Annotated in this window: 18 protein-coding genes; 14 read left to right on the plus strand and 4 right to left on the minus strand. The window is 61.8% G+C overall.

Annotated elements, in window-relative coordinates:
- The first annotated feature begins 28 nt into the window (after positions 1-28).
- The 3 genes from J3P86_RS13040 to J3P86_RS13050 all read left to right on the plus strand — a co-directional run bounded on the left by J3P86_RS13040 (position 29) and on the right by J3P86_RS13050 (position 3518).
- On the plus strand, positions 29-1333 hold the full coding sequence (locus J3P86_RS13040) for a CitMHS family transporter (protein ID WP_305494673.1): 1305 nt from the start codon (positions 29-31) through the stop codon (positions 1331-1333).
- Positions 1334-1423: 90 nt separating this feature from the next.
- Positions 1424-2677, plus strand: a complete 1254-nt coding sequence (locus tag J3P86_RS13045) for an OprD family porin (RefSeq protein ID WP_434700542.1) — start codon at positions 1424-1426, stop codon at positions 2675-2677.
- A gap of 148 nt (positions 2678-2825) precedes the next feature.
- The gene (locus J3P86_RS13050) at positions 2826-3518 is read left to right on the plus strand and encodes a type 1 glutamine amidotransferase domain-containing protein (protein WP_434623755.1); all 693 of its coding nucleotides are present in this window, start codon (positions 2826-2828) and stop codon (positions 3516-3518) included.
- 178 nt (positions 3519-3696) lie between these two features.
- On the opposite strand, the gene J3P86_RS13055 is transcribed toward J3P86_RS13050, so the two are convergent.
- Positions 3697-5157: an aldehyde dehydrogenase family protein gene (locus J3P86_RS13055; protein WP_434623753.1), complete on the minus strand. Its 1461-nt coding sequence runs from the start codon at positions 5155-5157 to the stop codon at positions 3697-3699.
- A gap of 318 nt (positions 5158-5475) precedes the next feature.
- On the opposite strand from J3P86_RS13055, the gene J3P86_RS13060 reads away from it, so the two are divergent.
- The 10 genes from J3P86_RS13060 to J3P86_RS13105 all read left to right on the plus strand — a co-directional run bounded on the left by J3P86_RS13060 (position 5476) and on the right by J3P86_RS13105 (position 18433).
- Positions 5476-6801, plus strand: coding sequence for an NAD(P)/FAD-dependent oxidoreductase (locus J3P86_RS13060; protein ID WP_434623751.1), 1326 nt, complete (start codon positions 5476-5478; stop codon positions 6799-6801).
- A 356-nt stretch (positions 6802-7157) separates the two neighbouring features.
- Positions 7158-7826, plus strand: coding sequence for a haloacid dehalogenase type II (locus J3P86_RS13065; RefSeq protein ID WP_305494668.1), 669 nt, complete (start codon positions 7158-7160; stop codon positions 7824-7826).
- 36 nt (positions 7827-7862) lie between these two features.
- Positions 7863-9137: an NAD(P)/FAD-dependent oxidoreductase gene (locus J3P86_RS13070; protein ID WP_434623749.1), complete on the plus strand. Its 1275-nt coding sequence runs from the start codon at positions 7863-7865 to the stop codon at positions 9135-9137.
- A gap of 83 nt (positions 9138-9220) precedes the next feature.
- Complete coding sequence (locus J3P86_RS13075; RefSeq protein WP_434623747.1) at positions 9221-10867, plus strand: ABC transporter substrate-binding protein; 1647 nt, start codon at positions 9221-9223, stop codon at positions 10865-10867.
- 39 nt (positions 10868-10906) lie between these two features.
- Positions 10907-11863 (plus strand): ABC transporter permease, encoded by a 957-nt coding sequence (locus J3P86_RS13080; protein WP_434623746.1) that lies wholly within the window; start codon positions 10907-10909, stop codon positions 11861-11863.
- Positions 11860-12735 carry an ABC transporter permease gene (locus J3P86_RS13085; RefSeq protein WP_434568485.1) on the plus strand — a complete coding sequence of 292 codons (876 nt, stop codon included), beginning with the start codon at positions 11860-11862 and terminating at the stop codon, positions 12733-12735. Before J3P86_RS13080 ends, J3P86_RS13085 begins: the two co-directional genes overlap by 4 nt.
- A gap of 1 nt (position 12736) precedes the next feature.
- Positions 12737-14578 (plus strand): ABC transporter ATP-binding protein, encoded by a 1842-nt coding sequence (locus J3P86_RS13090; RefSeq protein WP_434700543.1) that lies wholly within the window; start codon positions 12737-12739, stop codon positions 14576-14578.
- Entirely contained in the window at positions 14575-15732 is a 1158-nt protein-coding gene (gene argE / locus J3P86_RS13095; protein ID WP_434700545.1) for an acetylornithine deacetylase, read from the plus strand. The genes J3P86_RS13090 and argE overlap by 4 nt, the downstream gene beginning before the upstream one ends.
- 130 nt (positions 15733-15862) lie before the next feature.
- Entirely contained in the window at positions 15863-17320 is a 1458-nt protein-coding gene (locus J3P86_RS13100) for an NAD-dependent succinate-semialdehyde dehydrogenase (RefSeq protein ID WP_434700547.1), read from the plus strand.
- Positions 17321-17353: 33 nt separating this feature from the next.
- Positions 17354-18433 (plus strand): tartrate dehydrogenase, encoded by a 1080-nt coding sequence (locus tag J3P86_RS13105; protein ID WP_434700548.1) that lies wholly within the window; start codon positions 17354-17356, stop codon positions 18431-18433.
- A gap of 1053 nt (positions 18434-19486) precedes the next feature.
- Here the strand turns inward: J3P86_RS13105 and J3P86_RS13110 are convergent.
- The 3 genes from J3P86_RS13110 to J3P86_RS13120 all read right to left on the minus strand — a co-directional run bounded on the left by J3P86_RS13110 (position 19487) and on the right by J3P86_RS13120 (position 22242).
- Complete coding sequence (locus J3P86_RS13110; RefSeq protein WP_434700550.1) at positions 19487-20194, minus strand: cupin domain-containing protein; 708 nt, start codon at positions 20192-20194, stop codon at positions 19487-19489.
- Between the two features lie 38 nt (positions 20195-20232).
- Positions 20233-21090, minus strand: coding sequence for a GNAT family N-acetyltransferase (locus tag J3P86_RS13115; protein WP_434700552.1), 858 nt, complete (start codon positions 21088-21090; stop codon positions 20233-20235).
- A 225-nt stretch (positions 21091-21315) separates the two neighbouring features.
- On the minus strand, positions 21316-22242 hold the full coding sequence (locus tag J3P86_RS13120) for a 2-hydroxyacid dehydrogenase (RefSeq protein ID WP_434700554.1): 927 nt from the start codon (positions 22240-22242) through the stop codon (positions 21316-21318).
- Positions 22243-22528: 286 nt separating this feature from the next.
- Between J3P86_RS13120 and gabT the strand changes: the two genes are divergently transcribed.
- Positions 22529-23821 (plus strand): 4-aminobutyrate--2-oxoglutarate transaminase, encoded by a 1293-nt coding sequence (gabT, locus tag J3P86_RS13125; RefSeq protein WP_434623727.1) that lies wholly within the window; start codon positions 22529-22531, stop codon positions 23819-23821.
- Positions 23822-23849 lie beyond the last annotated feature (28 nt).

Consider the following 23849-nt stretch of genomic DNA (forward strand, 5'->3'; position numbering starts at 1 on the left):
GACTCAATAACAACAAGAGATCTGACATATGCTCGCTTTACTTGGCTTGGCCATGGTGGTGGTCTTTACCTTCCTGATAATGACCAAACGGCTGTCGCCGATCGTCGCCCTGACAATCGTGCCGATCGTCTTCGCAATACTGGGCGGGTTTGGCGGAACCACCGGCAAGATGATGCTGGACGGCCTGAAGATGGTCGCGCCGTCGGCGGCGCTGCTGCTGTTCGCGATCCTGTTTTTCGGCCTGATGATCGACGCCGGCCTGTTCGACCCGCTGATCCGCAAGATTCTCAAACGCGTCAATGGCGACCCGATGAAGATCGCCGTGGGCACCGCACTGTTGTCATTGCTGGTGGCCCTGGACGGTGACGGCACGACGACCTACATGATCACCTGCGCCGCGATGCTGCCGCTGTACAAGCGCATCGGCATGAATCCGATGATCCTGGCGACCGTCTCGATGCTGTCGCTGAGCATCATGAGCGGTATGACGCCCTGGGGTGGGCCGGCGACCCGCGCCATCGCGGCGTTGGGCCTGGATGCCGGCGAGTATTTCGTGCCGCTGCTGCCGACCATGATCGGCGGTGCCGCCTGGGTGGTGTTCACCGCCTACCTGCTGGGCCGCGCCGAGCGCAAGCGCATTGGCAATATCCAGCTGCAAAGCGGTGGCGGCGACTGCTACATCAAGGCGATTCTTGAAGACACGCCGCACAAGCGTCCGAAGCTGGCCTACGTCAATCTGCTGCTGGTGATTGCGGTGATGGTCGCGCTGGTGATGGGGCTGATGCATTCGGCGATCCTGTTCCTGATCGGTTTTGTCCTGGCGCTGGTGATCAACTACCCGCAACTGGATATCCAGAAGGAGCGCATCCTCGCTCATTCGGGCAACGCCATGACCGTGGTCTTGCTGGTGTTCGCGGCGGGCATTTTTGCCGGGATCTTCTCCGGGACCAAAATGGTCGATGCCCTGGCGCAGACCCTGGTCGACTGGATCCCGCCATCCTGGGGCCATCTGTTCCCACTGGTGGTGGCGATTACCAGCATGCCGCTGACCTTCGTGCTGTCCAATGATGCCTACTACTTCGGTGTGGTGCCGATCCTGGCGAACGCCGCTGCTGCCTACGGCATTCATCCGGTGGAAATCGCCCGGGCGTCGATTCTCGGCCAGCCGGTGCACCTGATGAGTCCGCTGGTGGCCTCGACCCTGTTGCTGGTGGGCATGGTTGACCGCGACCTCGGCGACTTCCAGAAAGCCACCCTCAAATGGGCGGTGCTCACCTCCCTGGTGATTACCGCGTTGGCCCTGCTGACCGGGGCGCTGACGCTGTTCTCCTGAGTCACCCGACAACCTTGTTGCTTGCCTGACGCTCCCCACACGGGGAGTGCGCTGGCCTGCGCGCCAAATAACAACAATGAGAAATCCGACATGAGCAATTACCTGCCCCGCGCGGCCTGGTTTCCGATCCTCGGCCTGTTGCCGCTGTCCCCGGCCAGCGCCGAAGGTTTCATCGACGACAGCAAGTTGAAGTTGCAACTGCGCAACGTCTACTTCAACGAGAACTTTCGCGACGAACATGGCATGAGCGCACGGGCCGCCAAGACCGCCAAGAGCGAGCGAACCGAATGGGCCCAGGGTTTCCTGTTGGATTACCAGTCAGGTTATACCCCGGGTACCGTCGGCTTCGGCGTCGATGCCTTGGGCCTGCTGGGGGTCAAGCTTGATTCCGGGCGCGGGCGCAGCGGCACGGGCCTGCTACCGGTGCATGACGACGGGCGCGCCGCCGACGAGTTTGCCAGCGCCGGCATGACCGCCAAGGCCCGGGTGGCCAAGACCACCCTCAAGCACGGCACCCTGTTGCCGAAGAACCCGGTGCTGATCTACAACGACGCGCGCCTGTTGCCGCAGACCTACCAGGGGACCCAGATCAACAGCAGCGACATCGACAATCTCAGCCTGACTGGCGGGCACCTGCAGCGTTTCAAACTGCGCGATTCAAGCGACAGCATGCCGATCGTGCCCGACGGTTATGGTGGCGATCAGTCAGGCGACTTCAGCTACGCGGGCGCCGACTACAAGTTGGGCAAGACCCTGCGCCTGAGCTACTTCTATGGCGAGCTGGAGAACTTCTATCGACAGAACTTCGCTGGCATCCAGCACGACCTGCCGCTTGGCCCCGGGGTTCTCACCAGCGATCTGCGCTATTTCAACAGCGCCGATTCCGGCTCGGCCTACGGCGGGAACATCGATAACGACATGCTCAGCGGGCTGCTGTCCTATGCCGTCGTGGGCCACACCTTCAGCGCCGGCTACCAGAAACTCAGCGGGGAAGGGGGTTTGCCTTATATCAGCGGGGCGACGGTCTATTCCTTCAGCAATGCCGGGATCGGCAAATTCATCGAGGAAGACGAGAAGACCTGGATGCTCGGTTACGGCTACGACTTCGCGCGCCTTGGCATTCCCGGCCTGACGTTTTCCAGCCGTTATCTCAGCGGTGACGATGGCAAGTCCAACAGCGCGGTGAAGGAATGGGAGCGTGATGCAGAAGTGGCCTATGTCGTGCAGCAGGGCACTTTCAAGGGACTGGGTGTGAAAATGCGCAACTATGTCTATCGCTCGGATTTTGCCAGGGGCCGTGACAGTAATCGTCTCTACCTGACCTACGATGTTGCGCTTTGGTAGTGGCTTGGCCGGCGCCGAGGGCGGAAATGGGGCATGACGAAATCATGGCGTTCCCTACACCCGCTTGAACGTCTCCCCCAACGCAGCCTCTGACACTAATACAGGGCGCATGCACGTCGCCCATTCACCGCGCGGAGGATAGGTTCACATGAAGATTCTAATGGTCCTTACATCTCACGATCAGTTGGGCGACACCGGCAAGAAAACCGGCTTCTGGCTGGAAGAATTCGCCGCTCCCTATTACGTGTTCGTCGATGCCAAGGCCACGGTCACGCTTGCGTCGCCGAAGGGCGGGCAACCACCGCTGGACCCCAAGAGCGATGAAGAGGACGCCCAGACTGATGCAACCCGTCGCTTTGGCACCGACACCCAGGCCCAAGCGGCGTTGGCCAACACCGTGCCGCTGGGCGAGGTCGACCCCTATGACTTCGATGCGGTGTTTTATCCCGGCGGTCATGGCCCCCTGTGGGATCTCGCCGAGGACACCGACTCCAAGACCCTCATCGAAGCGTTTTACGCAGCGAATAAACCCATCGCGGCCGTCTGCCACGCGCCCGGAGTGTTCAAGAACGTCAACGCCCCGGATGGCCAGCCGGTGGTCAAGGGTAAAAAAGTCACCGGTTTCACCAATTCCGAAGAAGAGGCGGTGGGGCTGACCGAAGTGGTCCCGTTCCTGGTCGAGGATATGCTCAAGGCCAAGGGCGGCGAGTATTCCAAAGGGGCGGACTGGGGCAGCCATGTGGTCGAGGACGGGCATCTGATCACCGGGCAGAATCCCGCCTCATCCGAAGCGGCCGCCAAGGCGTTGCTCAAGCGGTTGGAGGCGGAACAGGCGGGTTGAGTCAGGTTTATTGAACGGCTTATTCGGCGCCTGATACTCAAGGGTGCGGGTATGAAGGGCTTTGATTGGTAATGCTGTGAGTGAAGGATGTTGAATCCTTGTGGCGAGGGGATAAATCCCCTCGCCACAGATTCATATGCTTCATTAAATACACCGCATCAGGGCTTTCACAGGGCAATCAGCCGAACCCGACGATGGCCTTGGTTTCCAGATATTCCTCAAGCCCGAAGACGCCGTACTCACGCCCGTTTCCCGATCGCTTGTAACCACCGAACGGCGCCATCGGATTCCAGGCCGGGTAATTCAGGAGCACTTGCCCGGCGCGGATCCGAGAAGCCACCGCGCGCGCCAGGTCAAGGTCCTGTGACTGGACGTGGGCGCCCAGCCCATAGACCGTATCGTTCGCAATAGCCACCGCCTCGTCGATCGTTTCATAGGCAATGATGCACAGCACCGGCCCGAAGATTTCCTCCTGGGCGATGCGCATGGCGTTATCCACCTCGGAGAACACTGTCGGGCGGGTGTAGTAACCCTTTTCAAAACCGGGCACGCGTCCAAGTCCGCCGCAAAGCAGTTTTGCGCCTTCGTGCAGGCCGGTCTCGATCATCGCCTGCACGCGATTGAACTGGGCTTGATTGGCAATCGGGCCGAGTACCGTTTCCGGCGATTGCGGATCACCAACGATGATCGCGTTGGCGGTTGCGGCCGCCAGCGCTTCGACTTCAGCCAGTCGGTCCTTGGGAACGATCATGCGGGTCGGGGCGCTGCATGATTGTCCAACGTTGCGCAGCGCCGCCAGCACGCCGGCCGGGACGGCTTTGGCAAAGTCCGCATCGGGAAGCAATATATTCGGCGATTTGCCGCCCAGTTCCTGGCCGACCCGCTTCGCCGTCGGGGCGGCCGCCTGTGCCACCAGCGTGCCCGCGCGGTTTGAGCCGGTGATCGAAATCATGTCGATATCAGCGTGTGCGGCCATCGCGGCGCCGACCACATGGCCGCTGCCGTTCACCAGGTTGAAGACCCCCGGTGGCAGGCCCGCGTCATGCACCACCTGTGCAAACAGCAGGGCGCTCAGCGGTGACAGCTCACTGGGCTTGAGCACCACCGTGCATCCGGCCGCCAGTGCCGGGGCGACTTTTGCTGTGATCTGGTAAAGCGGCCAGTTCCAGGGCGTGATCAAGCCGCAGACGCCTATGGGTTCGCGTCGGATTGCGGTCGTGCCCTCGAGCGTCTGGAAGCAATAAGTGGACAGCAGATCGCGCGCGACCCGAACGTGTTCGGCCGCCAAGGGTACCTGCATTGCCCGAGCAGCAGCGATGGCCGAGCCCATTTCCAGGGAGATCGCCTGGGCAAACGCTTCTTTTCGCTCAAGGATAAGCTCATGGATCTTGCCCAGCAGCAGCGCGCGCGACGCCGTGGAGGTGGCAGACCAACCGGCAAACGCGGCGCGCGCCGCTGCTACCGCCCGATCGATATCCTCGGCAGAACCGCTGGCAACCTGGGCGACCACTTCTTCTGTCGCCGGGTTGACCACCGCCAGGCTGGCCGGGCTGGCCGGCGCAGACCAACCGCCATTGATATAAAGCCGCTGAGCCGTTTGCGGATCAACACTGTAGCGATTCGAAGATTGAATAGTCATCCAAGGCGTTCCTTTAGAGCGGCATGTCGAGTCTGCTCAATAAGCTAACAAAGCGGCTCGGACAAAATATGCCGTTGTTCAAGGGCCCAAAGGAGAATCTGCCGTATCTGCCAGGCTAACTTCCCATTAACCATGGCCTGCCAGGCTCTGACGCTTCCGACCGCAACGCCCGGGTTCGGAGCGTCCCGCAAAGTCTGCTGAACAGGTCGCGCAAAACGGTGCTTTGTACCAGGCGGCCTATACTTTTAGCCGTTTATGCACGGTTTCATGGTGTTGTAATAACGCCACCGCTCACCGCCCTTCAATGGACATCCCAAAATGCCTGCACCGTTAACTTCCGTAGAGACGAATTCTGAACTGCCGACGCACGCTGACGTTGTCGTGATCGGCGGCGGCATTATCGGAACCTTCACGGCCTATTACCTGGCAAAGCGCGGCCTGAAGGTCGCGCTGGTGGAGAAGGGGCGCGTGGGGGCGGAGCAGTCGAGTCGAAACTGGGGTTGGTGCCGTCAGCAGAATCGGGACGCTCGTGAGCTGCCGCTGTCGACCAAGAGCCTCGAACTTTGGGAACAGTTCGCCGCGGAGACCGGCGAGGACACCGGATTCAGAAGGTGTGGCTTGCTCTATCTGAGCAACAACGAGAAAGAACTGGCGGGTTGGGCAAAGTGGGGTGAGTTTGCCCGTACCGTCAATGTCACAACGCACATGCTGACGGCGGAACAGGCTGCAGAACATGGCCGGGTGACTGGCAAGTCCTGGAAAGGCGGGGTCTTCTCGCCGACCGACGGTACGGCAGACCCGTCCCGTGCCGCTCCGGCGGTTGCGCGGGCGATCATCAAGCTGGGCGGCACGGTGCATCAGGGCTGCGCTGCCCGTGGCGTCGAGACCGAAGGCGGCCGGCTATCGGCGGTCGTTACCGAAAAGGGCACCATTCGCACCAAGCTCGCGGTGCTGGCCGGTGGCGCATGGGCGTCCTCGTTCTGCCGTCAGTACGGCATCCGGTTTCCCCAGGCGTCCATTCGCCAGACGATACTGTCGATCTCCAAGGGCGCCGAAGAGATACCGGACGCACTCCACACGGATGAGGTCTCCATGACCCGTCGCTCTGATGGCGGTTTCACGCTGGCCATCAGTGGCAGAGGGCGCGTTGACCCGACCCCGCAGCTGTTGCGGTTCGCTCCGCAGTTCCTGCCGATGTTCCAGCGTCGCTGGCGCAAGCTGGCGCCCGGTGGTCTGCAAGGCTTCCAGTCGGGGCATGAAGGCCTGGGCCGCTGGCGGTTGGACCAGCCAACCCCGATGGAGCGGATGCGCATCCTCGATCCTGCAGCCGATGCATCGGTTGTCGAGCTGACTTACAAGCGCGCGGTCGACCTGATCCCGATGCTGAAAAACTCGTCAGTCACCGCTGCCTGGGCAGGTTATGTGGACAGCACGCCTGATGGCGTCCCGGGCATTGGCGAAATAGCGAGCCTGCCTGGCCTGGTGCTGGCGGCGGGGTTCAGTGGCCATGGCTTCGGCATCGGCCCTGGCGCGGGCCACTTGATCGCCGACATTGTCAGCGACATGCCTCCCCTGGTTGACCCGCGTCCCTATCACCCGGATCGATTCCAGTCTTCAGCCTGGGGCAAAGTCGCGGAGTTCTGAGGCCAGTACAAATCTCACCGGCAACACAAGCAACGGGCGCATCCTCAGGGAATGCGCCCGTTCTCGTTGGCGGGGTGGATTCTGCCGCCGGCGGCGGTTCGACTGGTTTTTTGCGCACCATAAATGGCCGCGAACACCCTGAAAAAGGTGCAGATGCCCGGGCTTGGCGCATCCCGCACAGTCTGCTGAGCGGGCCCCGAAAAACGGTGGTTTGTGCCAAGCGGCCTATACTTTTAACCGTTTATGCGCGGTCTCATGATGCTGTAATAAAACCGTGATGCAGCGTTGCAGCCAGGCTTCAAGAACGAGCAACCGCTTGCCCCTCATGACCTCAACCATCACTCAGGACCGCACTCATGAGCTTCCTTCGCCCCAAGTTCATTACCTTTGACTGCTATGGCACGTTGACCAACTTTCAGATGGGGACCATGACGCGCGAGCTGTTCGCCGATCGGGTCCCAGCCGAGCAGATGGATCAGTTCGTCAAGGATTTCTCGGCCTACCGGCTGGACCAGGTGATGGGCGACTGGCGGCCCTATGATGAAATTCTCAAGACTGCCCTGGCCCGGGTCTGCAAGCGTTGGGGGGTCGAATACAAAGGCGAAGGCCAGCTCTATTACGACGCCGTACCGACCTGGGGCCCACATGCCGACGTACCGGCAGGCCTGTCGAAAATCGCCGACAAGATTCCCCTGGTGATTTTCTCCAATGCGATGGACGAGCAGATCATGTCCAACGTCGACAAGCTCGGCGCACCTTTTCATAAAGTCTTCACGGCTCAACAGGCCCAAGCCTACAAGCCACGTCTGGCGGCCTTCGAGTACATGCTCGATAACCTCGGCTGCGGGCCGGAGGATGTCCTGCATGTGTCTTCGAGCTTCCGCTACGACCTGATGTCGGCCCACGACATGAAGATCAAGCACAAAGCCTTCGTGGCCCGGGGTCATGAGCAACCGGCGAACGCGGCCTTTGGTTACCACCAGATCCCGGACATCGGCGGGTTGGCCGGTCTGGTCGGTCTCTGAGTCTCATTGCACGCTTCAAGGCATAAGGGGTTAGACATGGGCAGTGAGTCTTATTGGCTCGATACCGCACCGGCATTTACCGGTGCCCAGCTCGGTGCGTTACCCGGGCAGGTCGATGTGGCCATCGTCGGTGGCGGTTTCACTGGCCTGGCCGCCGCCCGGTCCCTGGCCTTGAAGGGCGCCAATGTGGTGGTGCTGGAAGGCGGGCGGGTCATTGGCGAGGCTTCGGGGCGCAATGGCGGCCAGTGCAACACCGGCGTCGCCCAGGACTACGCGTCATTGAGTGCCAGCCTCGGCGCCGACAAGGCGCGCGCCTATTACCAGGCCTATGAAAGCGCCGTGCAGAGTGTCGTCTCGCTGGTGGAGCAAGAGCAGATTGCCTGCGACTTCAAGCGCAACGGCAAGCTCAAGTTGGCGGCCAAGCCCCTGCACTACGAAGGGTTGGCACGTACTTGCGAATTGATCCGGCGCGAGGTCGATGCCGAGGTCGAGTTGCTGTCTGCGCAGGAAGCTCGGGCTGAAGTGAACTCGGCCCAGTTCCATGGCGGCTTGCTGCAGCGTAACGGCGTGCAGATGCATGTCGGACGCTTCGGGGTCGGATTGGCCGAGGCCGCGGCCCGTCACGGCGCGCTGATTTTCCAAGGCGTATCGGTAACGGACTGGAAAACCAGCGCCGGTGGTTATCGGGTCAATACCACCAAGGGTTCGCTCCAGGCCACGCAGATCCTGCTGGCCACGGGAACCTGCCAGCAGGGTGGGTTGGGTTGGTATCGGCGGCGGATCGTGCCGGTGGGCAGTTTTGTGATCGCCACCGAGGTGTTGCCGCAGGCCCTGATCGACAGTTTGCTGCCGGCACACCGCTCCTATGTCACCAGCCGGATGATCGGCAACTACTTTCGGATCACCCCGGACAACCGCTTGCTGTTTGGCGGGCGGGCGCGGTTCGCCATGTCCGACAGTGTGTCCGATGCCAAGAGCGGCAAAGTCCTGCACGCGGCGATGGTGCAGATGTTTCCGCAACTGGCCCACGTGAAGGTCGAGTATTGCTGGGGCGGATTGGTCGACATGACCTCCGATCGGCTGCCCCGGGCCGGCCAGCACGGCGGCGTCTATCACTCCATGGGCTACAGCGGCCATGGCGTGCAGATGTCGGTGCACATGGGCCAGGTCATGGCCGACGTCATGGCCGGGAAAGTCGAGGCCAACCCTTGGCGCGAACTCGACTGGCCGGCCATCCCCGGACATTTTGGCAAGCCCTGGTTCCTGCCGCTGGTAGGTGCGTATTACCGCCTTCAAGACTATTTGCACTGAGTGGCGAGGGACGCTTCAGGTTTCATCACATTGCGTATAGCGCGAGCAATCGAGCCTTATCATTTGCGAAAGGTAGAACCGACATGACTGACAAAAAAAACAGTATCGATACCCAGCTGATAACAGGTACGGAAAGTCTGCGCGTTTTCGAAGGGCTCAATCGCGGCATGTCCCGCCGCAATGCATTGCAGATGCTCGGGTTGGCCGGGGTGGCCGTGGCGGGCGCCGGTAGCCTGTTCGGCACCGCCGGCAAGCTGTTCGCCGATGAGGAGGCCGCCAGCCCAGGCAAAGGCAAGCCGGGCGGGCGCATCCGCGTCGCCGGCTCGACCAGTTCCACCGCCGACACCCTGGACCCGGCCAAAGGTTCGTCGTCCACCGACTACGTACGCCATTACATGTTCTACAACGGGCTGACGCGTTTTGACAGCCACATGGTGCCGCAACTGGAACTGGCCGAGCGTATCGAGACCACGGACGCCACGCTCTGGGTGATCAGCCTGCGCAAGGAAGTGACCTTCCACAACGGCAAGGCATTGACCGCCGCCGACGTGGTGTTCTCGCTGTTGCGTCACAAGGACCCGATCACCGGCTCCAAGGTCTTGCCGCTGGCGTCGCAGTTCGCCGACGTCAAAGCCGTCGGCACCCATGAAGTGCAGATTCAGTTGAGCGGCCCCAACGCTGAACTGCCCTCGGTCCTTGCCGTCTCGCACATGTTGATCGTGCCCGAGGGCACCAGCGATTTCACCCAGGGCATCGGTACCGGCCCGTTCAAGGTCAAGGAGTTCAAGCCCGGGGTGCGTTCGGTTGGCGTGCGCAACAGCAATTACTGGAAGCCCGGCTTGCCGTACCTGGACGAGATCGAATTCATCGGCATTGCCGACGAATCGTCACGGATCAACGCCCTGCTGTCAGGGGACGTGCACATCGTCAACGAGGTCAACCCGCGTTCGACGACCCGCATCAAGGCCAGCGCCCGGCATCGGGTCATCGACTCACCGTCGGGCAACTACACTGACCTAATCATCCGTCAGGACCAGATGCCCGGCAAAAGCCCGGAGTTCACCCAGGCGATGAAGCTATTGCTGGACCGGGAACAGATCAAGTCGGCGATCTTCCGTGGCTATGCGCGGGTCGGCAACGACCATCCGATCGCGCCCGGAGCACGCTTCTTCAACGCCGATTTGCCGCAACGGGCTTACGATCCTGAACAGGCCAGGTCGTTGTTGAAGAAGGCCGGCATGGAAAGCATCAGCATGCCGCTGATGTGCTCGCCCGCGGCGACCGGTTCGGTGGACATCGCGGTGCTGCTGCAGCAGTCCGCCAAGGAAGCCGGGCTCAAGCTCAACGTCAACCGCCTGCCGAGCGATGGCTACTGGTCCAACCACTGGGCCAAGCACCCGCTGAGCTTTGGCAACATCAATCCGCGACCGAATGCCGACATGCTGTTCTCGCAGTTCTTCCAGTCGAGCGCGCCCTGGAACGAATCAGGCTGGAAAAACGAGCAGTTCGACCAATTGTTGATACAGGCCCGCGGTGAAACCGACGAGGCCAAGCGCGGCAAGATGTACGCCGACATGCAGGTGCTGGTGCATGAGCACGGAGGTATCGGCGTACCGGTGTTCATCAGCAACATCGACGGTGCCGACCAGCGCGTAAAGGGCTACGGCGCCAATCCCCTGGGCGGTTTCATGGGCTACATGTTTGCCGAGCAGATCTGGCTGGATGCCTGATGAAGGTCGGTTTGGGCCACATTGCACGAGGGTCGGATGATGAATAGCAACACACTGTGGTTGATCGGCCGCCGTCTGGGGGCGGCGGTCGTGACCTTGTTGATTGTCTCGATGGTGGTGTTCGCCATCACGGCGGTACTGCCGGGGGACGCGGCGCAACAGGCGCTGGGACAGTTCGCCACGCCGGAACAGGTGGCGGCCCTGCGGGCGAAAATGGGCCTGGACCAGCCCGGTGTGTTGCGTTATCTGCATTGGCTGACGAGCCTGCTCAGCGGTGACCTGGGGATGTCGATGTCCAACGCCACGCCGGTAATCGAGCTGATGGCCGGCCGGGTTCCCAACACCTTGATGCTCGCCGCTGCCACGGCCCTGGTGTCGGTGCCCGTGGCGTTGACCCTGGGGATCGGCTCGGCCATGGGCCGAGGCGGGCGCCTCGACAGCTTCCTGAGTTTTTTCACCTTGACCATGGTGGCCGTGCCGGAGTTTCTGGTCGCCACCTTGGCGGTGCTGATATTCGCCGTGAACCTGGGTTGGTTATCGGCGCTGTCCTATGCCAGTGACATCACGTCCCCCTGGCAATTCATGCGCACCTACGCATTGCCGGTGATGACGCTGTGCTGCGTGATTGTCGCGCAAATGTCACGCATGACCCGCGCAGCCGTGATCGATCAGCTCGACAGCCCTTACGTGGAAATGGCCCGGCTCAAGGGCGTGAGCAATATCCGTATCGTGCTCCGGCATGCCTTGCCCAATGCCATCGGCCCCATTGCCAATGCCATCGCCCTGAGCTTGTCCTACCTGTTGGGCGGGGTGGTGATCGTCGAAACGATCTTCAACTATCCCGGCATTGCCAGCTTGATGGTCGATGCCGTGACCAACCGCGACATGGCCCTGGTTCAAGCCTGCACCATGTTGTTCTGTACGGCGTATCTGGCGTTGGTGTTGATCGCCGACCTGTGCGCGATTCTTTCCAATCCGAGGCTGAGAAACCAATGAACAACCTCATTGTGAAATCGCCGACGGCGGCCGCTGCGCTGGGGTTGGGCAAAGACGCCCACGCAAAGTCCTGGCTTGGCCTGGCCGGCGCCGCGATGTGTGTGATCTGGTTGCTGGTGGCGATTTTCGGCCCGTGGCTGGCGCCGCATCCGGTGGGCGAAGTGGTCTCCGACAACGTCTTCGACAGCCTCAGCGCGACGTACCCGTTCGGCACCGATTACCTGGGCCGCGACATGCTCAGCCGGGTTCTTGTCGGCGCGCGTTTCACCGTCGGCCTGGCGTTGGTGGCCGCGGTGCTGTCGAGCACCCTGGGAACCAGTCTGGCGCTGTTGTCGGTGGTGTCGCCAAAGTGGCTGGATGAGCTGATCAGCCGCCTGATGGACGCGTTCATTTCGATCCCGAGCAAGATGCTGGCGCTGATCATGGTCTCGGCCTTCGGCTCCTCGGTCACCTTGCTGATCTGCACGGCGGTGTTGAGCTACACCCCCGGTGCCTTCCGCATCGCCCGCAGCATGGCGGTGAATATCGAAGCGCTGGAGTACGTGCAAGTGGCCCGTACCCGGGGCGAGCGCCGACTGTATATCGCCTGCGTGGAAATCCTGCCGAATATCCTCAATCCGGTGCTGGCGGACCTGGGCCTGCGTTTTGGTTTCATCGTGCTGCTGCTCAGTGGCATGAGTTTCCTCGGGCTGGGCGTGCAACCGCCGGATGCCGACCTTGGCTCGCTGGTGCGCGAGAACATCGGCGGCCTCAATCAGGGGGCGCCGGCCATCGTGATTCCTGCCCTGGCCATCGGCACCCTGACCATCGGCGTGAATCTGTTCATCGACCGGTTGTCGTCGCGACGTAGCCGACGTACGGGAGGTCATTGAAATGAGCGAATTGATTCGGGTACAGGACCTGCGCGTGGTCGCCTGCGGCGAGCGCGAGGAGGTGGACATCGTCAAGGGGGTCAGCTTCTCCCTGCAAAAAGGCGAAGTATTGGCGTTGATCGGTGAGTCCGGTTCCGGCAAGACCACCATCGCCCTGGCATTGCTCGGTTATGCCCGACGCGGTTGTCGGCTGGCGGGCGGCGTGGTGCAAATCGGCGAGGACGACATGCTGGCGTTGAGCGAGAGCCAATTGCAGAAGTTGCGCGGCAACCGCGTGTCCTATATCGCCCAGAGCGCCGCAGCGGCGTTCAACCCGGCGAAAAAACTCATCGACCAGGTAGTGGAAGGCGCGCTGATTCATGGCCTGGGTAGCCGAGCGGTGCTTGAGGCGAAGGCCATCGAGCTGTTCCGTGACCTGGCCCTGCCAGACCCGGAGCGCATCGGCCAGCGCTATCCTCATCAGGTGTCCGGCGGGCAGCTGCAACGGGTAATGGCGGCCATGGCGCTGATCAGCGATCCATTGCTGGTGGTGCTCGACGAGCCGACCACGGCCCTTGATGTGACGACCCAGATCGATGTACTGCGGGCCTTCAAACGGGTAGTCCGCGAGCGTGGGGCCACGGCCGTCTATGTGTCTCACGACCTGGCGGTCGTGGCGCAGATGGCTGATCAGATCGTGGTACTCAATGGCGGCGAGATCTTCGAACATAGCGCCACGGCACCTTTGCTCAAGGGCCCGGCCCACGAATACACCCGCAGCCTGTTGGCGGCGGCGCGGCCGGACACGACGATCCGTCCGCCCGGCGACATCGCGCAACACACCCCTTTGCTGACCATCCAGGGGCTGACCGCCGGCTACGGCAACAAGAATGCCCAGGGCATGCCAGCGATTCGCGTGCTGGAAGACATCGACCTGACGGTTCGCCGAGGCCAGGCCATTGGCGTCATCGGTGAGTCGGGCTCGGGCAAATCGACCCTTGCACGGGTGGTGGCCGGGTTGTTGCAGCCAGCCCTTGGCGGGTTGTCCTTCGATGGTCAACCCCTGGGCGGCAGCCTGCCGTCGCGTACCCAGGAGCAGTTCCGACGCATACAGATGGTCTTCCAGAATGCCGACACCGCACTCAATCCGATGCACAGCGTCAGCACGATCCTGAGCCGCCCGCTTAAGATGTATTTCGGCCTCAAAGGCGCCGCGTTGCGCGAGCGTATCGGCGAGCTGCTGGACCTGGTGCGTTTGCCCCGGACGATGGCGGACCGGCGTCCGAACGAACTGTCTGGCGGACAGAAGCAACGGATCAACCTGGCCCGGGCCTTGGCGGCCAAGCCAGACCTGATTCTCTGTGACGAGGTGACCTCGGCGCTGGATACCGTGGTCGGTGCGGCAATTCTCGAATTGCTGCGCGATTTGCGCCAGGAGCTGGGAGTGTCCTATCTGTTCATCAGCCACGACATCTCCACCGTGCGCGCCTTGTGTGACGACATCGTGGTGATGTATAGCGGGCACAAGGTCCAGGCCGGTACGCGTCAATCCTATGCCGAGGCTCCGTTCCATCCGTATACCGATCTGTTGATCCATTCCGTACCGGAACTGCGCCAGGGCTGGCTGGAAAGCTGCGGGGCAACGACCTGCCAGACGCTGCCGCCGATTGGGCCGAAAGCCGCTGTGCCAGGGCTGTGCACTTTCCTCAGTCGCTGCCCGGTGCGGGTCGACGGGCTGTGCAACCGCGTCGCGCCGGACCGACGGATGTTAGTCGGTGGCAGCGAAATCCTTTGCCACCACGACAGCGCCGAACTGATGAAAACCCAGCAACCGAACACTCCGACCGTGGCGGCGTACGCATGAAACCCCGTGTATTGGAGATTCTCAAACGGCTGATGGCCTTCGATACCGTCTCTTCGGAATCGAATATGGCCTTGATCGAATACGTGCGCGATCTGCTCATGACCAAGGGCATCGAGTCCTTGATCGTGCGGGACGACAGCGGCAACAAAGCCAACCTGTTTGCCAGTACCGGTCCAAGGGATGTGCCGGGGATCCTGCTGTCGGGTCATACCGACGTGGTGCCGGCGGCGGGGCAGGCCTGGACCTTCCCGGCGTTTGCGGCGACGGTGCGGGACGGACGGATCTATGGCCGTGGCAGTTGCGATATGAAGGGCTTTATCGCCCTGGCAGTCGACGCCATGCTCGATGCCGCCGAGCAGCCATTGAGCAGGCCGCTGCAGCTGGCGCTGTCCCATGACGAGGAGATCGGCTGCGTGGGGGTACGGCGTTTGCTTGATGTGCTGCACCTGGCACCGGTCCGGCCGTTTCTGTGCGTCATCGGCGAGCCGACCCATATGCAGTTCGTTCTCGGGCACAAGGGCAAGGGTTCCTACCGTACGTACTGTCGTGGGCTGGAGGCGCACTCATCATTGGCGCCACGCTCGGTCAATGCGATTCATGTGGCCTGCGATTTCATCGCCGCGCTGCGCCTGAGCCAACAGCAGTTGCAAGAGCAGGGTGCCCGGGATACCGATTACGATGTGCCCTACAGCACCGTGCATGTCGGTCAGATTGTCGGCGGCAAGGCGCTGAACATCGTACCCAACCTGTGCACCCTTGATTTCGAAGTGCGTAACTTGCCGGCGGACGACCTGGACGGCTTCCTCGAGCAGATGCGCGAACGGGCCGAACTGATCGTACGCGAGGCGCAAAAGCTCTCCAGCGTGGCGGCGATTGAAATCGAGACCCTGAACGTCTACCCGGGCCTCGACACCCATCCGAGCGTCGAAGCAGTACGGTTCCTGAAAAACTTTGCCGCCCCGGACACTGGCACCGCGAAAGTCTCGTTCGGCACCGAGGGCGGTTTGTTCAAGCAACGCCTGGATGTACCGGTGGTGGTCTGCGGCCCGGGTTCGATCGAACAGGCGCACAAACCTGACGAGTTCATCGAGATCAGCCAGATGGAGGCGGGCGAGTGCTTTCTGCAAGGGTTGCTGGGCTCGATGCGCATTTGATCGTGCAACGGTAAAGCCTGCCGTCGAAGGCCGATTTTCAGCATTCAAGACTGTAGGACCGGCGTTTTCAGCATCCTTGTCCAGGGCGACTCAATAGACTGAAGGCTGTCTCAGAACAGGACCCGACGTCATGCTCAAGAATCGCCTGAAAGACCCCAGCCTGCTGGTAGAACTCGCTTACATCGACGGCCAGTGGGTCGGCGCCGACAACGCCGCCACCCTGGACGTGATCAACCCGGCCACCGGCGAGGTGCTTGCCCGGGTACCGGCGATACACGGCAGTGAAACCCGGCGCGCCATCGAAGCCGCCGACCGTGCCTGGCCGGCCTGGCGTGCACGTCCGGCGGCGGAACGGGCGGCGCTGCTCGATCGCTGGTACCAGGCGATGATCGACAACCTCGACGACCTGGCGCTGATCCTCACCCTTGAGCAGGGCAAGCCGCTGGCAGAAGCCAAGGGCGAGATCCGCTACGGTGCCAGCTTCGTCAAATGGTTTGCCGAAGAAGCTCGACGGATCTACGGCGAAACCATCCCGGCCCCCAGCGGTGATCGGCGCTTGATGACCCTCAAGCAACCGGTCGGTGTTTGCGCCGCGATCACCCCGTGGAATTTCCCCAATGCGATGATCACCCGCAAGTGCGCACCGGCCCTGGCCGCGGGCTGCACGATCGTGGTCAAGCCGTCGGACCTGACCCCGCTGTCGGCCCTGGCCCTGGCGGTGCTGGCCGAGCGGGTCGGGATTCCGGCCGGGGTGTTCAACGTCGTGACCGGCATGCCCGCCGGCATTGGTGAAGAGCTGACCGGCAACCCGACGGTGCGCAAGCTTTCCTTCACCGGCTCTACCGCTGTCGGACGCCTGCTGATGCGTCAGAGCTCGGAACACATCAAGCGCTTGAGCCTGGAGCTGGGCGGTAACGCTCCGTTCATCGTGTTTGACGACGCGGACCTGGAGCAAGCCGTGACCGGCATCATGCTCAGCAAATTCCGCAACGCCGGGCAGACCTGCGTCTGCGCCAACCGCATTCTGGTGCAGGATGGGATCTACGAGCGCTTCGCCCAGCGCCTGGTGGAGGAGGTGGGCAAGCTCAAGGTTGGCGACGGCCTCGAGGCCGAGGTGAACATCGGTCCGCTGATCAACGCGGCGGCGGTCAGCAAGGTCGCTCGACACATCGACGAGGCGTTGAGCCAGGGCGCTCGCCTGCTTTGTGGCGAAATCCCCACGGGCGACAGCCGGTTCGTCCAGCCGACGGTGCTCGGGCAGACGCATGCCGGGATGCTGCTGGCCAACGAAGAAACCTTCGGTCCGGTTGCTCCGCTGATGCGCTTCAGCACGGAAGAAGAGGCGCTCGCCTTGGCCAACGCTACGCCCTATGGCTTGGCGGCATATTTTTTCACCCAAGATCTGCGCCGCTCATGGCGGTTCGGCGAGGCCCTGGAGTTCGGCATGGTTGGCCTCAATACCGGGCTCATTTCCATGGACGTCGCGCCCTTCGGCGGCATCAAGCAATCGGGCCTTGGGCGTGAAGGCAGCAAGTATGGCCTGGATGAATTTCTTGAAGTCAAAGCCTTCCACGTCGGCGGGCTGTGATGCGGTCAGCGATTTGAAGAGGAGGCACGGTTGATGAGCAAACCATTCAGAATCGCCGCGATTGCTGGCGACGGTATTGGTAAGGAAGTCTTGCCGGAGGGGCTGCGGGTATTGGAGCAGGCGGCGAAGAAATGGCAATTGGATCTGAGCATCGAAGTGCTCGACTGGGCCCACTGCGATTATTACCTGGAACACGGGCAGATGATGCCCGCCGACTGGTTCGAACAGCTCAAGGGCTTCGATGCGATCTACTTTGGCGCCGTGGGCTGGCCGGACAAGGTGCCGGATCACATTTCCCTGTGGGGTTCGCTGCTGAAGTTTCGCCGGGACTTCGATCAGTACGTGAACATCCGTCCGGTGCGGCTGTTTCCCGGCGTGCCGTGTCCGTTGGCCGGACGTGAAGCCGGGGACATCGACTTCGTGGTGATCCGCGAAAACACCGAGGGCGAGTACTCCTCGGTCGGCGGCAAGATGTTCGAAGGCACCGAGCACGAGTTCGTGCTGCAGGAGTCGGTATTCACCCGACGCGGTGTGGACCGGATTCTCAAGTTCGCCTTCGACCTGGCCCAGACCCGGCCGCGCAAACGCCTGACGGCGGCGACCAAGTCCAACGGCATTTCCATCAGCATGCCGTACTGGGACGAACGCACGGCGCTCATGGCGCAGCAGTACCCGGACGTCACCTGGGACAAGCAACACATCGATATCCTCTGTGCGCGCTTTGTGCTTCAGCCAGACCGTTTCGATGTGGTCGTGGCGTCGAATCTGTTCGGTGACATCCTGTCCGACCTCGGACCTGCCTGCGCCGGCACCATCGGCATTGCCCCTTCGGCCAACCTCGATCCACAGCGACGATTTCCCTCGTTGTTCGAACCGGTCCATGGCTCGGCGCCAGATATCTATGGACGGAACATCGCCAACCCGATTGCGATGATCTGGTCCGGTGCCTTGATGCTCGATTTCCTGGGTAATGGCGATGAACGCTATCGCGCGGCCCATGACGGGATTCTCAAGGCCATCGAGCGGGTTATTGCAGAGGGCCCGATTACGCCTGATCTTGGGGGACAGGCGTCGACTCAGGAGGTTGGTCTGGCTGTGGCTATGGCGCTTTGAACTGGGCGTTGCGCTTTTTCTGGTATGTATATCCGTTGCTGCGGTAACGGCTGCTTAGGGTTCCGCCTTTACGGCGGGTCACTTTTGCGCGCAAAAGTAACCAAAACGCTTTTGCCCCACCACTCGGTGCCTCGCTTAGGCTCGGCATGCCTGAACGAAGGCCTTGCTCCGTGGGCCCGCCGCGAAGGGCCATCCATGGCCCAGCGCAGCTATCCCGGCATCCATGCCGGGATGCCCACTGCGCAACCCCTTCGTTCAGCCAGCGTGGTTAATGGGGCGCCGAGATCAACGTCCCCCGCGAGGCGGCCTGATAGCCGACCTGGCTCTTCAGGTCCCACTCCGATCCAACTGTGGGAGCGAGCCTGCTCGCGAAGGCGGTGTATCAGCCGATGAAGATATTGAATGAACTGGCCCCTTCGCGAGCAGGCTCGCTCCCACAGGGTTCCTCGGTATGCCGTGAGACCTGCGTCTGCCGCTGATCCAATGTGGGAGCGAGCCTGCTCGCGAAGGCGGTGTGTCAGTCAATGAAGATTTTGAATGGACCGGCCCCTTCGCGAGCAGGCTCGCTCCCACAGGGATTTCATGTGTGCCGTGAACCTGCGTCTGTAGAAGACCCAATGTGGGAGCGAGCTTGCTCGCGATGGCGGTGTGTCAGCCGATGAAGATGTTGAATGAGCTGGCCTCTTCGAGCAGGCTCGCTCCCACAGGAGAAGCGCGGTTCACCAAAAAACAGGTCGGCTCGAAGGCCGCCTCGCGGCGGACGTTGATCTCGGCGCCCCATTAACCACGCTGGCCGAACGTAGGCATTGTGGAGTGGGCAACCCGGCATGGATGCCGGGTTAGCCGCGCTGGGCCATGGATGGCCCTTCGCGGCGGGCCCACGGAGCAATGCCGGAGTGCGGGCACACCGAGCCTAGGCGAGGTGCCGAGTGGTGGGGCAAAAGCGCTTTGGTTACTTTCGCGCTTTTCGAAAGTGACCCGCCGTAAGGGCGGAACCCTAAGCTGCCGTGACCGAAACAACGGATATTCACACCAAAAAAGCTCCGTCAGACATCACTTGCAAACATAAAACTTGCGCACATAGACGCTGCTCTTCCAGGCGCAAGGAGCCCCCTTGGGCACAAACACCGTATCGCCAGTATTCACCGCCAACCCCGGCCCATCGCCGAGCTGGAGAATGATGCTGCCCTCGATCAGGTGCATCAGTTCGTGCATCGTGTGCGGCCTTGCCCTGCGGTTATAGGGCGTCGAATCCCAGACGCCGATGCGCAGGTTTGTCGTGTCCTCGACGAACAAATTGTTCGAGCGACATTGTGGTGTCGGGCTCAGCAGGAATTCTTCACTCGGTGGCGTCGAGGGCGCGAGGAGGGTGTGCTTGGGGAGAGCGGTCACTCCGACGTTGCCCGCTTCAACAGGCTGGGTATCGGCGCAGAATGCCCAGAGCGAACCAGGTTGCGCCTCGATCCGAATCGATGTGCCGCGGGCAATTACCGCGCTGTCACCCGGATCAAGTTGCAGCGAGTGTTCCTCGCTTTGCAGAATGACTTGTCCGGCGTGGACCACGATCGTTTCACTGTAGGGATATGCATCGACGCTGAACTGTCCGCTCGCCTGGACGATACCGGCAGCAATGTCTTGGGTCCCGAGATAGGCAATCTGCCTGTCGAACGGATCGTTGGCTCCCAATGAGCCGCCGGTGAATGCGGTTGACGCGGGAGTGCCGTTGGCGTGGGCCAACAGCACGGCAGTGGGCTCTAGCATGAGGGTGTTTCTCCGGGAAAGTAGAGGATGTAGCGGTGTCAGCCGATGGCCTGGGTCACCAGCGCAAACTGCTTTACGCCGCCCCTGGCCTGGGGCGGGGAACCACGGACCATCTGGGCGACGGTGTCGACCTGCTTCAGCCCGGCTTCTTCCAGCCACGGACCCAGGCCGCTGTCGGACGGTACATCCATGCGCACGAAAGCATCCGGCACCTGCGCCAACAGCACTGCGATCAAGTGCTCGGCCTGCTGTGGATTTTCTGCAACGACCGGGCCGATGTAACGACCACGACCGAATGGACGCAGGATGGCGAATGCGCGCAGCTGACCATCGCGCTCGATACCAACCGCCTCTTCGACACAGTCGAACAAGTCACCGAGCACGGCGCGCCTGTCCAGGCCGCTGCCGGCATTGGCCAGTTCGATCTGGTCGGTTTGATCGGCCTTGGTCAGGCGGCGGCAATGTTCGCCGGATGGCAGGTCCTTGGGGGCCGGGGGCGATACGTTCCCCTGATGTTGTTGGATATGACCAAAGTCAACGAATCCCTGGCTGGCATAAAGAGGCGCCCCGGCCAGCGTCGCGTTGAGCATGGCGGTCTGCGTTCCACACGCTTGGAGTGCCAGTTCCATCAGTTTGCGACCGATGCCCTGGCCCTGGTATTCGTCACTGACGATCACCAGGCCGATCGTGGCGTAATCACCCTGCGGGCAGGTGAATGCGGTGCCGATCAGGCGGCCGTGGTCCTCGGCGACAAAACCCTGCGAGACGCGCTGCAGCATGGCCCAGTCCTCCAGGCGATGGGGCCACTTCAACTGCACGGACAAGGCATGGGCCGCTGCCACATCGGCAGCGGTCATGGGGCGATAGGCATACGTCGGGCGTTGCGAACTGGACATGAACATCTCCGTATTCAAGGGAGCGTGACCGGGCGGATTTTTCCGCCGAAAGGATTGATATCTCACCTGCCGCGAGACCTGACAAGAGGCGCAGATCGATTCGGTAGATTGCATCAGTTGCGGCTTCACGCACCGCAGTTATTGCTCAAATCGACAGCAGGCCCAGCAGCAAATATCAGCGGATTTTTCGCCGGTGCTTTTCGTAGCTGCGTGAGCAAGCACCGCTCAATAACATCGCTGGCGGTCAACCTGGCCGAGCATCGACTCACCGCGCTGATGCCGACGGATGTTGTCCAGCAACACGCCGAAGGCACTTTCGGGTTGAGTCATCGCCGCGATATGCGGCGTCAGCAGTATTTGCGGATGCTGCCAGAACGGGTGATCCGGCGCTGCCGGCTCCTGTTGCAGGACGTCGAGCACCGCCGCACTGATTTGACCGCTGGCCAGGGCCTCGAGCAGATCCTCTTCTATCAGATGCCCGCCACGACCCATGTTGACCAGGGCAGCACCCTTGGGCAGATGCCTGAACAATTGGCGATTGAGAATCCCTTGGGTCTGCTCGGTCAATGGCAGCACGCAAATGACGATGTCGCATTGGCCGAGGAAAGCCGGGAGCTGTTCATCACCGGCAAAGCAATTCACCCCGGCGATGTGATGCTCGCTGCGTGCCCAACCTGACAAGGCGAAACCAAAGGTCTGCAAGGTGGCCAGGATCTGCCGGGCCTGCATACCAAGCCCCATGACCCCGACCCGACGCTGGGCCGCCGGTTGCAGCAAGTGCGCCTGCCAGCATCGGGCAATCTGTTGCTGGCGATAACGGAGCATATCCCGGTGCAGGCTGAGCACGGCGAAGCTGGCGTACTCGCACATGCCCCGGGTGATGCCTGGATCGAGGAGACGGACCACCGGCAGGGAGGTGGGCAAGCGATCAAGATCAAGCTGATCGACCCCGGCCGACAAAGCGAACAGCACTTGCAGGTTCGGCAAGAGTGTTTCGAGGTCATCCGGCGCCTGCCAGGCGGCGAGGAAGCGAATGTCCTTCGGGTCGCCGATGTCCGGCCAGGCGCGCCATTCGATGTCCGGAGCGTGCTCGGCGAATAGACGTTTCCATTGTTCACCGCGTACCGGGTCGGCTTTATACAACAGGGCCATGGGTCACTTCTCGTACAAGATAGGGAACATCCAGCATGCCCGAGTGGCAAAGCAGGATGTATCGAAACAGCCTGCGTAATCACCGGACGCTGCTTTGTACAGGGCTTCTGCCGGCAGATTCCATGGGGCTGGAGTCGGCTGAAGGATTCTGCTGTTTGCCGGGGTGAAAACAGTCGATCCGAATTTCCCAGAGGCCAAGTTCGGCTTAGACAATTGTGTCGAACGCTTAACCTGTGGAACACATCGCAGCCGTTTCTCGGTTGCCTGGTTCACTGTGGGAGATGCCATGAACAGTAAAGTCGAAGAAACCCCGAGCCTGCTCCTTCAACGCGATCAATTCGTGCCACGAGGGTTGGTCACCGCGCATCCGCTGGTCATCGACCGGGCCCAGGGGGCAGAGGTGTGGGACGTGGACGGGGCGCGTTATCTGGACTTCGTCGGCGGCATCGGCGTGTTGAACATCGGTCACAATCACCCGAAGGTGATCGCGGCGGTGCAGGCTCAATTGCAGAAAGTCAGTCACGCGTGTTTCCAAGTGGTGGCCTACAAACCGTATATCGATCTGGTCAAGCGCCTGTGTGCCTTGGTGGGTGGGCAGCAAGCCTGCAAGGCGGCGCTGTTCACTTCCGGCGCGGAAGCGGTGGAGAACGCGGTGAAGATCGCCCGCGCGCATACCAATCGTCCCGCCGTCATTGCCTTCCGGGGCGGTTTCCATGGGCGTACTTTACTGGGTACGACGCTGACGGGCATGAGCCAGCCCTACAAGCAGAACTTCGGACCTCTGGCGCCGGAGGTCTTCCATACGCCATACCCGAATGCCTATCGCGGTTTCAGCAGTGAGATGGCGTTGCAGGCACTCAACGAATTGCTGGCGACCCAAGTCGCGCCGGATCGGGTCGCGGCGATTATCATCGAGCCGGTGCAGGGCGATGGAGGCTTCCTCAGCGCTCCACCAGAATTTCTCCAGGCGCTGCGAGCCTTGACCGAACAGCACGGCATCGTGCTCATCCTCGACGAAATCCAGACCGGCTTCGGTCGTACCGGCAAATGGTTCGGTTTTCAGCACGCCGGCATCCAGCCGGACCTGGTCACCGTCGCCAAGAGCCTGGCCGGTGGTTTGCCCATCTCGGCTGTGGTGGGGCGCGCGCACATCATGGACGCGCCACTGCCCGGTGGCCTTGGCGGCACCTACGGCGGTAACGCCTTGGCGTGTGCCGCGGCATTGGCGGTGATCGAGGCTTATGAGCAGGAGCATCTGCTCGAGCGTGGCCTGGTCCTGGGGGAGCGGCTGCGTCAGGGCCTGCTGCGCTTGCAGGCCCGCCACCCGCGCATCGGTGATGTGCGCGGCACCGGCTTCATGCTGGCAATCGAATTGATCAAGGATGATCAAGCCCGCAGCCCGGATGCCGAGCTCACCCAGCGCCTGATCGATCAGGCAAGGATTGGCGGGCTGCTGGTGATCAAATGCGGGGTGTACCGAAATGTCCTGCGCTTCCTCGCTCCCCTGGTCACCGAAGAAAGTCAGATCGACGAAGCACTGGCCATCCTTGAAGCCGCATTGCAGCGGGTAATGGATTAGTCTCAGGTCTCGGTCGGCAAGTTGGCGA

The organism is Pseudomonas sp. D1-1 (genome assembly GCF_051132225.1).
Taxonomy (GTDB): Bacteria; Pseudomonadota; Gammaproteobacteria; order Pseudomonadales; family Pseudomonadaceae; genus Aquipseudomonas.

Bases quoted from the DNA above. Each gene is read 5' to 3' on its own strand.
- J3P86_RS13115 (WP_434700552.1), bottom strand. From the start codon at position 21,090: ATGTCCAGTTCGCAACGCCCGACGTATGCCTATCGCCCCATGACCGCT.
- J3P86_RS13070 (WP_434623749.1), top strand. From the start codon at position 7,863: ATGGGCAGTGAGTCTTATTGGCTCGATACCGCACCGGCATTTACCGGT.
- J3P86_RS13045 (WP_434700542.1), top strand. From the start codon at position 1,424: ATGAGCAATTACCTGCCCCGCGCGGCCTGGTTTCCGATCCTCGGCCTG.
- argE (WP_434700545.1), top strand. From the start codon at position 14,575: ATGAAACCCCGTGTATTGGAGATTCTCAAACGGCTGATGGCCTTCGAT.
- J3P86_RS13120 (WP_434700554.1), bottom strand. From the start codon at position 22,242: ATGGCCCTGTTGTATAAAGCCGACCCGGTACGCGGTGAACAATGGAAA.
- J3P86_RS13110 (WP_434700550.1), bottom strand. From the start codon at position 20,194: ATGCTAGAGCCCACTGCCGTGCTGTTGGCCCACGCCAACGGCACTCCC.
- J3P86_RS13075 (WP_434623747.1), top strand. From the start codon at position 9,221: ATGACTGACAAAAAAAACAGTATCGATACCCAGCTGATAACAGGTACG.
- J3P86_RS13040 (WP_305494673.1), top strand. From the start codon at position 29: ATGCTCGCTTTACTTGGCTTGGCCATGGTGGTGGTCTTTACCTTCCTG.
- J3P86_RS13055 (WP_434623753.1), bottom strand. From the start codon at position 5,157: ATGACTATTCAATCTTCGAATCGCTACAGTGTTGATCCGCAAACGGCT.
- J3P86_RS13050 (WP_434623755.1), top strand. From the start codon at position 2,826: ATGAAGATTCTAATGGTCCTTACATCTCACGATCAGTTGGGCGACACC.
- J3P86_RS13080 (WP_434623746.1), top strand. From the start codon at position 10,907: ATGAATAGCAACACACTGTGGTTGATCGGCCGCCGTCTGGGGGCGGCG.
- J3P86_RS13060 (WP_434623751.1), top strand. From the start codon at position 5,476: ATGCCTGCACCGTTAACTTCCGTAGAGACGAATTCTGAACTGCCGACG.
- J3P86_RS13085 (WP_434568485.1), top strand. From the start codon at position 11,860: ATGAACAACCTCATTGTGAAATCGCCGACGGCGGCCGCTGCGCTGGGG.
- J3P86_RS13105 (WP_434700548.1), top strand. From the start codon at position 17,354: ATGAGCAAACCATTCAGAATCGCCGCGATTGCTGGCGACGGTATTGGT.
- J3P86_RS13100 (WP_434700547.1), top strand. From the start codon at position 15,863: ATGCTCAAGAATCGCCTGAAAGACCCCAGCCTGCTGGTAGAACTCGCT.
- J3P86_RS13065 (WP_305494668.1), top strand. From the start codon at position 7,158: ATGAGCTTCCTTCGCCCCAAGTTCATTACCTTTGACTGCTATGGCACG.
- gabT (WP_434623727.1), top strand. From the start codon at position 22,529: ATGAACAGTAAAGTCGAAGAAACCCCGAGCCTGCTCCTTCAACGCGAT.
- J3P86_RS13090 (WP_434700543.1), top strand. From the start codon at position 12,737: ATGAGCGAATTGATTCGGGTACAGGACCTGCGCGTGGTCGCCTGCGGC.